We start from the raw sequence: 9768 nt of genomic DNA, 5'->3' as shown, positions 1-9768 counted from the left end.
GGAACGATCAGTGAATCAGTCCAACAGCGCCGCGTGAACCCCACCCATGCGATTCAGCGCAGCCCGAAAACGCTCTAGCGTGCTCCTTTGAAACAGCTCTGAGCAACGGCAGCTTGTCTCGCTTTCCCACCGGAAGTGGACAGGCTGCTTTCCACCCATCACAAACGTACATTCGAACTGTCTGCACCGGGAGGGTCTGACCGAAAGCGGCGCGTCCGCTTCGGAAAAGATAGCCGGAAAGGCGGACGAGCTACTATCGACCCAAGCCGGACCACAAATTTCTGAAAGTGTTTGATCTCGCGCAGATGTAGTGAGTCGCTGGGCAAACCGTTCCGGTATCAGAGACCCGTCTCACGCGTGCAGCTTATGCTGCCTGAAAACCGAGGTAGAGCCGCGCTTCCACTCGAACCATTAGCGGCTCTGCGTCAGAAGCCGCGGAACAAGGCAATGCCGAACGCGGTGAACTTCAGCGGCAAATGACAGTGACTGGTGGGATCGGTGATCCGGAAGCGGATCGACGCCACATCCAGGAAGCCGTCGCCCGCCGGCCCGATGAAATCTCCGATCTCGAATGCGACTTCGTAGAGACCGGCGGCGAGCTGTGTGTGCACAATCGGATGCGCGAGCGTCCCGTCGGCCCCAAGGTAGCCTTCCGCTAGAACCGTACATCGGTCCCCCGCGGTCAGAACCCGCACGCGCAAGCCTTCTGCCGGCCGGCCGTTTGCGGCATCGACGGCGTGGATGGACAGGCCCGTCATCGATCGGTGCTCTCCCAGAGCATCGGCCAGGGATGGGCCGCTTCGTAGGTCGCCGCCACCGAGATTAGGGTCTCGTCACCACCCCACGGTGCCACGAGCTGGAACCCGATCGGCAGACGCGCGCTGGAGGGGCGGCATGGGATGGAGATTCCGGGGCAGCCCGCGGCGTTGACGAAGCCCGTGAAGGTCGCCGAGCCGCGGGGACCCACCGGCACTCCGGCAATGCGGTCCGGGTGGGTCTCCTGCGCCGGCCAGGGCAGCGCGGCGGCCGTGGGGGTCATTAGAAGATCGTGGCTCACGAACAGCGCAGCGAGGTCCTGGCGCAGGGCCAGCGCGATCCGCTGTACGTCGAACAGGTCGCTCGCCGACAGGTTCGCGCCGGCTTCCGCCAGGGCGCGGATATCGGGACCCAGCGCGTCGAGCCGGTGCGGATGCGCGTGCATCAGCCAGGCGATGCCAGCTTGACCGAGGATTGGCCATGCCTCCGTGATGGCTGTCGCCGCGTCGAAACGGCCGGTCTCGACCCGGTGCCCTAGGCCGCCCAGGCGCCCGGCCGCCTGGGCGACGCTGTCGGCGATCTCGGGATCGACCGGGGCAGTCCCGAAAGCCGGGACGTAAAGGATCCGCAGGGGGCGCTCCAGCACCGCAGCGGTCCCGAATGGGCCGAAGCCGTTCGGTGGGACGGAGTCCGGATCGGCCGCCCCGAGAATCCGCATCGCCACCGCGAGGTCGTCGACCGTGCGGGCCATCGCTCCGACCACTTCGAGGTCGAGCATGATCGGCGGGAGGCCGCGCCGGCGCGGCACCCGGCCGGTGGTAGGCTTCAGGCCGACGAGGCCGGTATGGGAGGCGGGCCGGCGGATCGAGCCGCCCGCGTCCGTCCCAAGCGCCAGCGGCCCGATCCCGGCAGCCACCGCCGCGACGGCGCCGCCGCTGGAGCCTCCCGGCGTCAGGGCCGGATCCCACGGGTTGCGTGTGACGCCGAAGACCGGGTTGCCGGTATAGCCTTGGACGGTCAGCTCCGGGACATTGGTCTTGGCTAAGATCACCGCCCCGGCCGCGCGCAGGCGGCGCACCGGCGTTTCGTCCTGGTCGGCCCTGTGCCCCGCGTAGAGCCGGCTGCCCCAGTTCGTCGCGAAACCGTCGACGTTCAGGCTGTCCTTGATGGTCACCGGAACGCCGTCGAGGGGGCTCAACGGTGTGCCCGCTCGCCAGCGTGCCTCGCTCGCTGAAGCGGCGCGCTCCGCCCCATCGGGATCGATGGCGACGAGGGCGTTGAGGGTCGCATTCACGGCCTCGGCACGCTCGAGGCAGGACCGTGCGGCCGCGACGGGGCTTGCCGTGCCGTCCGCGTACTGGCGGCACAGTGCACCCGCCGAGAGGGTCCAGAGCGGACCATCACCAGCCCGATCGATCCGGGTCATATCTCACCCTCGCGATGCGCGAACCACCGGGCGAGCGGCCCGGTCAGACCGGTGGCGGGTTTCGCTTGCGGACGGGCGAAGCGGCCGGCCGTAGGCGGGCGTATTCCGAGCCGCACCAGCGCCTGCGCCTGGCCCAGGGCTGCCGCCAGCGGATCAATCAGCGGAACCGGCGCCGCGTCGCGCAGGGCGGTTGCCAAACCGGCAAGCGGCGCCCCTGCAAAGATCACCGTATCGGCGCCGTCCGCGACCGCGCGCTCGGCCATGGCGAGGATCTCCGGTCGCAACTCGTCCTGAACCGCGGTCACGTCCTCGAACGGCCGGCGCACCGCGTAGAGCCCGACGCAGCGCGCCGTCAGCCCCGCCAACGCCACGGCATCTTCGTACCAGGGCAGCAGCGCGGGCGAGAACGTCACGATCGCGAACCGCGCCCCGAGCTGGCAGGCGGTCAGCATCGCCGCCTCGGCCATACCGACCACCGGCAAGTCGAACAACTCGCGCGCCGCGATCAGCCCGGGATCGCCGTAGGCCGCGATTATCGCGGCGTCGTGGTCGGCGTAATGCGCGGCCAGCGTCGCCAGCACGGCCGCGCCGGCGAGCTGGGCCTCGGCGCGGTTCGCGATGTAGGGCAAGCCCGTCGCCGCGGTGAGCGCAGTGATCTGCACATCGGGTGCGAGGGCCGCCTCGGCGGCCCGGGCCATGCGCACGGTCATCGCCGCCGAGGTGTTGGGGTTGAGGAGCAGGATCCGCATGAGTCGTCGCACTCAGCCGGCCAGCCGGCGGGACAGACCGGCGACCCGTTCCATCACAACCGCCAGCACCACGGTGACCAGGATGAGCAGGCTGGAGGCCGCCGCCACCGTCACGTCGAGGCGGCCCTCCAGATCCTGCCACATACGGATCGGCAGCATGTCGGTGGCGGCATCGCGCAGGAACAGCGAGACCGGGACATTGTCAAAGCTCGACATGAAGGCGATGAAGCCCCCAGCCAGGATCCCGGGCCGGATCAGCGGCAGGGTCACCCGGCGGAACGTGTACAGGCGCGAGGCACCGAGCGAGGTCGAGCTTTCCAGAAGCACCGGGTCCATCTGCGACAGGGCCGCCACGGTGGTGCGAACCACGAAAGGCACGCACACCACGGTGTGGCCTAGGACGAGGGTCAGCGGCGAGACCGGGATGCCGGCGAGGCTGAACAACATCAGGGCGGCGAGCCCGAAGGCCAGGGCCGGCAGGACGAGCGGCGACAGGAACAGGCTGTCGAGGAGCCGGGCGGAAAGCTGCGGCGACCGGGCGATGGCCAGCGCGGCGGCGGTCCCCATCACTACCGACAGAAGGGTCGTCCAACCCGCCACCACGAGGCTGTTCCAGGCAGCGGCCCGAAGCTGTTCAGCCTCCGCCAGCGCTGCGTACCAGCGCAGGGAGTAGCCGGGCGGTGGGAAGCGCAGGGAGAAGCCGCTGGTGAACGAGACCACCAAGACGATCACAGTCGGCGCCGCGAGCAAGACGAGGCAGACGCCGGCGAGCAGCAGAACGGTGCCGTGGAAGCTGAACCAGTCGAAATCGCGCCGCATGCTCGTCCTCATCGGCGCCCCTTAGGCTTGCGCGCAGCCGCGCAACAGGCGGCCCACGAGGTTGAAGACAGTCACGCAGGCCAGAACCGCAACGAGGAAGACGATCGCGATCGCCGCCGCGAACGGCCAATTGTTGAGCGACGAGGCCTGCTGGTACAGGTACATGGGCATAAACAGCATCTGCCCGCCGCCTATTAGCGACTGGGTGATGAAGGCAGTGATCGCCGCCGCGAAGGTGAGAAGGCAGCCCGCCACGATGCCGGGCAAGCACAGCGGCAGCGTCACCCGAACGAAGGTGCGCCACGCCCCCGCCCCAAGAGCCGCCGAGGCATCGGCGAGGTTCGGGTCGATCCGCGACAGGGCGGTCACCAGGGGCAGGACCATCAGTGGCATCTGCACTTGTGCGAGCGCCAGTACGAGGCCGCCCTCGGTGTAGAGCAGCTTTAGCGGCGTGTCGGTCAGGCCGAGCGCCAGGAGGCTCGCGTTGACGATGCCCTGACGTCCGAGGATCACGATCCACGCGAAGGTCCGCACCACCACACTGGTGAGCAGCGGCAGCAGCACGATCAGGGTCAGCAGGCCGCGCAGCCGGGCGGACGCCCAGGTGAGGAGCAGCGCCAGCGGCAGCCCGAGTAAGAGGGTGAGCGCCGTGACCTCGACGCCGAGCCACAGGGTCGCACCGAGCACCCTTAAGGAGAACGGGTCGAGCAGGAACCGGGCGTACTGGTCGAGGCCGAACCGGGTCATGACCGGATCGGCGTAAAAGCTTACCAGCACCAGGAGCGCTAACGGCGCCAGAAAAAAGACGAGGAAGAACGCCCCGAGCGGCAGCGCGAGGCGGATGTCGTAGGCCGCCGTCCAGGCATGGCCCGGGCGGCGGGGCGCCGCGACAGGGTCGGGCACCACCGGCGCGAAGCTCGCGGTCACACCCGTATCTCCCGATTGAAGCGCTCGATCCAGGCCGCCCGGCTGCGATTGATCGCAGCCCAATCCTGGAACACCGACTTGCGCTTCAACTCTTCGGCGTCTTTGGCCAGGACCTTCGCGACCTCGCCCTCCATCGCCACCTTCCGGTTGGTCGGGACGATCAGATAGGGGCTCTGCACCAGCTTGGCCTGCACCTCGGGCGAGAGGGCGGCCTCGATCAGCTTGAAGGCGAGTTCCTTCACGGGAGTGTTCTTGACGATGTGGATCGTCGTCTTGAAGGCGATAATGCCCTCCTTCGGTGCGGCGAACTCCACCGGCACGCCGCGGGCCTTTAGGATCTGGATCGCGTTGAAATTGCCGGGCCCAATATCGACCTGCTCCTGTTGGTAGAGGGCTGCCAGGGCGCCCGGATTAGCCGCGACGGCGGCGAGATTAGGCTTGAGCGCTTCCAGCGCCTTAAAGCCGGGCTCAATATTGGTCTCCGAGCCGCCGTGCATGCGGGCGATCTCCACGAGGAAGCCGGTGCCCAATGTCGAGTTCAGGTTGGTGATGCCGACCCGGCCCTTAAATTCGGGCTTCCAGAGGTCGGCCCAGGACGTTGGCGGCGTCTTCACCTTCTCGGGATTGTAGGTCAGGCCGACGATCTGGAAGAACGGCGCCGGGCCCATCGGCTCCTGCGCGTCCGCGATCAGGTCGGCATAGTGGGCGGACTGGGCCACCGGATAGGGCTCGACGAGGTCCTGCGTGATCGCCGTGAGAGCGGGGCCCGGATCGTGCAGCATCACGTCGATGGGCGGGTTTGCGCGGGCAGCCTGGACCTTGGCGATCTGATCGACCGAAAGCATTGGATCGAGAATGATGTCGCCGCCCGTGCTCTTGCGGAAGGCCGGAACCAGCACCCCCCGGTGGGCCTCTTCCCAACTGCCCGTGAAGGTTGCGAAGACGAGCTTGCGGGCCTGGGCGCGGGACAGGCCGGGGAAGGCCTGCGCGGCGCCGAGCGTCAGGGCGCCGGCGAGGAGGCTGCGGCGGTGCAGGGGCATGATCGGAATCTCCTGGCGACTCAGCTTCAAGGGCGTTGGGCGGGGAAGACGCCGACACGCTCCGGTGCGATCGGGCGCAGACGCACGCGCGTGCCGGGTGGCCGTGGGCCGACACCCGCCGCGCGGGCCTCGGCGGTCTTCAGGCGGGCGCCGCCTTCTAGGCGGATCTCGTGGACCAGGGTGGCGCCGAGCGGCAGGCCGATCTCGACGACACCGTCGAGCCCCTCCCCACCCATTTCGAAGGCGACGTGCTCCGGCCGCAGGCAGGCAGCTACCGACGTCCCGTCCGGCAGCGCGGTGACGGCGGGGAGCAGGCCGCCGCCCTCGATCGCCACCGCACGGCCGAGCCCCGGCTCCGTCACGATCAGCCCGTGCAAGATGTTGGCCGTGCCCACGAAGGAGTTGACGAACAGCGTCTCGGGGCGGTCGTAGACATCGGTCGGCGGCGCGAACTGCTCCAGGCGTCCGGCATTCAGGACAGCGACCCGGTCGGCCATCGACAGGGCCTCCTCTTGGTCGTGCGTGACGATCAGCGTGGTGGTGCCCGCGCTGCGCTGAATGCGCTTGATCTCGATCTGCATGTCGAGGCGCAGGTTCTTGTCGAGCGCCGCAAAAGGCTCGTCGAGGAGCAGGATCGACGGTCGCACCGCGAGCGCCCGGGCGAGGGCCACGCGCTGCTGCTGACCGCCCGACATCGCCCGTGGAAAGCGATCCGCCAGATGTTCGAGGCGCACCAGCGTGAGCATCTCGGCCACCCGCGCCTTCTGCTCGGCCCGCCCGACTCCCCGCGCAGCGAGCCCGTATGCCACGTTCTCGGCCACGCTCATGTGGGGAAACAGGGCGTAGTTCTGGAACACGATGCCGACGGTTCGGCGGTTCGGCGGCAAGTGATCGACCGCCTGGCCCCCGATGATAACGCGCCCTTCCGTCGGCTTCAGGAAACCGGCCACCGCCCGCAACAGGGTGGTTTTGCCGCAACCGGAGGGCCCGAGCAGCGCGACCAGTTCGCCGCCCTTGATGTCGAGGGTCACGGTGTCTACGGCGAGCGCTGTGCCGTAGCGCTGCGTGATCCCGTCGAGGATCAGGGAGGTCCCGGTTCCGGTCGCAGCGCTCATGGTCGGGTCTCCACGTTCGCCGCGAAGATGCTTCCTCGCGCGGCGAAGTCCGCGGTCGTGCAACCCGTGAGGGCCAGACCCTTCCAGAGGGTGACGGCGACCGAGTCGAGGACCGGCACGCCGAGTTCGGCTTCCAGCGCAGGGACGAGGGCAGCACCGGCGAGGTTGGTGCAGACGATCGCCACCGCGTCGACGCCCTCGGCAGCCACCGCGCGCACCATATCGGCGATGGCCTCCGGACCGACCTCGGCGAAGGCGAAGTTCTCCGATAGGCCACTGTGACGTTCGGCGGCGCAGTCGAAGCCGGCTGCCCCCCAGTTCGCTTGGATCTGCCGCTGGACGTCGCCCGTATAGGGCGTCACGAGACCGACCCGGCCATAGCCCCGGGCGCGGAACAGGTCGCGGAAGGCGAGGGACGCGGTGGAGGCGGGGCAACCGGTCCGGTCCTCGATTGCGTCGCGCAGGCGCTCGTCCGAGTCGAAGCCCAGCCAGGAGCCGGACGTTCCGTTCCACAGGATCGCCGCCACCTGGGCATCGGCGAGGAGCTCGGCTGCAGCCAGGATCGGCTCGAGATCGAATTGGCCTAGGGCCGCTTGCGTCAGACCGATCTGCGTCACCCGGAAGCGTGAGAAATGCGCGCTCACCTGCGCGCAGCCGGCGAGCAGATGTGCGGTGGCGGGTTCCAGCACGCTGTTCGATGAGGGCGTGAGCATGCCCAGACGCGTCGTCCCGTTTGGTCTCGCCATCGCATCCGTCTCCGATGCCATCAGCATCTTCCAGGTGCGACGGAGCAACAAGGTATTTTCTGCATGTTGCATGCAATTTGCGCAAATGCCTGGTATGGCACCGTTATGGCGCTAAAAACGGGTCACGGGCTCGACGATTGGATGCGCTAGACTTGGGCCGTGGAGTTGGGAGACCGATGGAAGTGGTCGCACGTCCCAGGGGACGCCCCCGCAAGGCCCTGATTGTGCCCGCCGCGCCGCTACTGCGAACCGGCCTGCACGAGCAGGCGGCCAGCAGGCTCAAGGACATGATCGTCAGCGGCGTTCTGCCGGCGGGAGCAACTCTCGTGGAGAAGGACCTCTCGGTCGCGCTCGGGGTTTCTCGCACGCCGTTGCGGGAAGCCCTCAAGCTCTTGGCGGCAGAGGGTCTAGTCGAGCTGCATCAGAACCGGAGCGCACGCGTTCCGGACTGGGAGCCGGAGGAGGTCCTTGAGCTGTTCGAGGCGTTGGCAGGGATAGAGCGGTTGACCGCGGAGCTCGCTGCGCCGCGGATCTCCGACGCCCTGCTGGACGAATTGCGCGAGAAGCAGACGCGGCTCGATTGCATGCACCGGGACAAGGTGCTGGACGCTTATTTTGCCCTCAACCAGGATATTCACCGAACGATCGTGTCGGCCGCCCACAATCGGCCACTGGCCCAGACCCACGCGCCTCTCCAGGCCCGGGCCCAATGGGCGCGCCTGCGGGCACTCTCGACTGGCAGCCGGTGGGAGGAATCCGCACGGGAACACCGCGACCTGTTCAGAGCTCTCGAGGCGCGCGATGCCACGGAAGCAGGAGCCATCGCCTATCGGCACGTGCTGCGCACCGGTGTCGTCATCGCCGAAACCATGGGGGCGCAGCGTGCGAAGGCCTCACCCGTTGGGACGTGAACGGCAACGCATTCTGCTGTCGAGCACCGTCTGGGTGCAGCGCAAGCTGTACGAGGCTGATGTGGGTACCTTCCTTCAAGTTGTGGCAGGCCAGTCCCACGCTTAGTACATCCGGGATGACATCGCGCCAGAAACCCGCTCGGTGTTCGCGCACTTCTTCGACAAGCATCTGAAATGGTAGCGTCCGGCGAGCTACGGATGGCAGTGTCTGCTTGCGCGATAGTGTAACAGCTAGCTCTATGGCTGCTATGGGCACGAAACCGAATGACCGGTTTTGCGCGGGTTGGAGACCCGGCATGGCGTAGTCTGGCCGAAAGCGGCTGGTCCGCTCCTGAGGTCGGGTTCTGGAAAAGCAGACGATCTCATGCCGACCGAGACTGGGTGAAAACGCGGTTCCCGTGCGGCTCGTGGTAAGAGCGACGACAAACCTTACGAGCGGGCTATGATGACGGCGCACTGCCTTTTGTCCCGAACCGAGTTCTCAGCCTGCTTCACCGCTCCGATGCGGAACGTGACGGCAGCCGCTGACGCAGTCGTCGATGTCTGGTCGTACGTCGAGACGATCGAACTGCCGCTGGGACGTGTCACGGAGCTTCTCGACGTCACCGACGTCTATCGCGACGCAGCCGACCGGTACGATCAGGTTCTGATCGGCACGAACGTCAACACTCTATTACTTGTTGTGATCGTGGATATCATGCACTGCACCGTGCACGGTCATTATTTCCTTGATTTGGCAGACGTGTGCGGCATCACTTAATCCTGTTCCGGCAGCATCAGCGCCTAACTCAATTAAGACGAATCGGCTGGCCTGCTATACGCGTCTAATCGGACATTGAGCAGGCATTCGATCCCTCATCGTCCCATCTTGATCGGCATCAAGCTGTTAGGGGCGATCTCCGGCATCTTCGCCATCTGGTCGAATGGCACGACCGCCATCACGTGGCCGTCCGGCATCTTGATGATGTTGAACTTCTTGCCAGTAGCCTTGTCAGTCGCGATCGCGACCATGAGCTGCATCGGCTCAAACGGCGTGACGACGAAGTCGTGACCCCAAGCGCCGACAAGCCCCGACAGGGACGCCGTGGCCAAGCCCGTACCGTCGAGGAGAGCGGCAGCCGGCAGAATTGCGCGCATCATGAGGTGTCGCCTCCGGTTCCATCGAGGAAACTTCGCGGGTCCGGACCGAAGGGTTACCGGGGCTGGGTCATCCTGCGCGTCGCCGCCCGCACCGTAACGGGAGGCCTGCGGCGAACGAAAGTCCGGCTGGACGGAGAGG

Annotated in this window: 11 protein-coding genes; 2 read left to right on the top strand and 9 right to left on the bottom strand. The window is 67.1% G+C overall.

Annotated elements, in window-relative coordinates; all coding sequences use genetic code 11:
* Nucleotides 1-425: 425 nt before the first annotated feature.
* From AC0IY0_RS25050 to AC0IY0_RS25015, 8 genes are read right to left on the bottom strand one after another with little or no spacing between them, the layout of a single operon-like run.
* The gene (locus tag AC0IY0_RS25050) at nt 426-758 is read right to left on the bottom strand and encodes a hydroxyisourate hydrolase (protein ID WP_471766002.1); all 333 of its coding nucleotides are present in this window, start codon (nt 756-758) and stop codon (nt 426-428) included.
* Nucleotides 755-2182, bottom strand: coding sequence for an amidase (locus AC0IY0_RS25045; RefSeq protein WP_471766000.1), 1428 nt, complete (start codon nt 2180-2182; stop codon nt 755-757). The genes AC0IY0_RS25050 and AC0IY0_RS25045 overlap by 4 nt, the downstream gene beginning before the upstream one ends.
* Nucleotides 2179-2931 (bottom strand): aspartate/glutamate racemase family protein, encoded by a 753-nt coding sequence (locus AC0IY0_RS25040; RefSeq protein ID WP_471765999.1) that lies wholly within the window; start codon nt 2929-2931, stop codon nt 2179-2181. The genes AC0IY0_RS25045 and AC0IY0_RS25040 overlap by 4 nt, the downstream gene beginning before the upstream one ends.
* A gap of 12 nt (nt 2932-2943) precedes the next feature.
* On the bottom strand, nt 2944-3762 hold the full coding sequence (locus AC0IY0_RS25035) for an ABC transporter permease (RefSeq protein WP_471765998.1): 819 nt from the start codon (nt 3760-3762) through the stop codon (nt 2944-2946).
* 9 nt (nt 3763-3771) lie between these two features.
* Nucleotides 3772-4653 carry an ABC transporter permease gene (locus tag AC0IY0_RS25030; protein WP_447672976.1) on the bottom strand — a complete coding sequence of 294 codons (882 nt, stop codon included), beginning with the start codon at nt 4651-4653 and terminating at the stop codon, nt 3772-3774.
* A 20-nt stretch (nt 4654-4673) separates the two neighbouring features.
* Entirely contained in the window at nt 4674-5717 is a 1044-nt protein-coding gene (locus AC0IY0_RS25025; RefSeq protein WP_471765997.1) for an ABC transporter substrate-binding protein, read from the bottom strand.
* 26 nt (nt 5718-5743) lie between these two features.
* Nucleotides 5744-6832, bottom strand: coding sequence for an ABC transporter ATP-binding protein (locus AC0IY0_RS25020; RefSeq protein ID WP_471765995.1), 1089 nt, complete (start codon nt 6830-6832; stop codon nt 5744-5746).
* A complete protein-coding gene (locus AC0IY0_RS25015) occupies nt 6829-7578 on the bottom strand; it encodes a maleate cis-trans isomerase family protein (RefSeq protein WP_471765993.1) in 750 nt (249 codons plus the stop codon). Before AC0IY0_RS25015 ends, AC0IY0_RS25020 begins: the two co-directional genes overlap by 4 nt.
* Nucleotides 7579-7754: 176 nt before the next feature.
* On the opposite strand from AC0IY0_RS25015, the gene AC0IY0_RS25010 reads away from it, so the two are divergent.
* On the top strand, nt 7755-8489 hold the full coding sequence (locus AC0IY0_RS25010) for a GntR family transcriptional regulator (protein ID WP_471765991.1): 735 nt from the start codon (nt 7755-7757) through the stop codon (nt 8487-8489).
* Nucleotides 8490-8931: 442 nt separating this feature from the next.
* Nucleotides 8932-9249 carry a hypothetical protein gene (locus AC0IY0_RS25005; RefSeq protein ID WP_471765989.1) on the top strand — a complete coding sequence of 106 codons (318 nt, stop codon included), beginning with the start codon at nt 8932-8934 and terminating at the stop codon, nt 9247-9249.
* Nucleotides 9250-9344: 95 nt separating this feature from the next.
* Here AC0IY0_RS25005 and AC0IY0_RS25000 read toward each other — a convergent pair whose 3' ends face one another.
* On the bottom strand, nt 9345-9629 hold the full coding sequence (locus tag AC0IY0_RS25000; protein ID WP_471765987.1) for a hypothetical protein: 285 nt from the start codon (nt 9627-9629) through the stop codon (nt 9345-9347).
* Between the last annotated feature and the right edge of the window lie 139 nt (nt 9630-9768).

It is taken from the genome of Methylobacterium sp. AC315 (assembly GCF_979253755.1).
The sequence above is the reverse complement of the archived record's forward strand: the minus strand, read 5'-3'. Positions and strand labels throughout refer to the sequence as shown.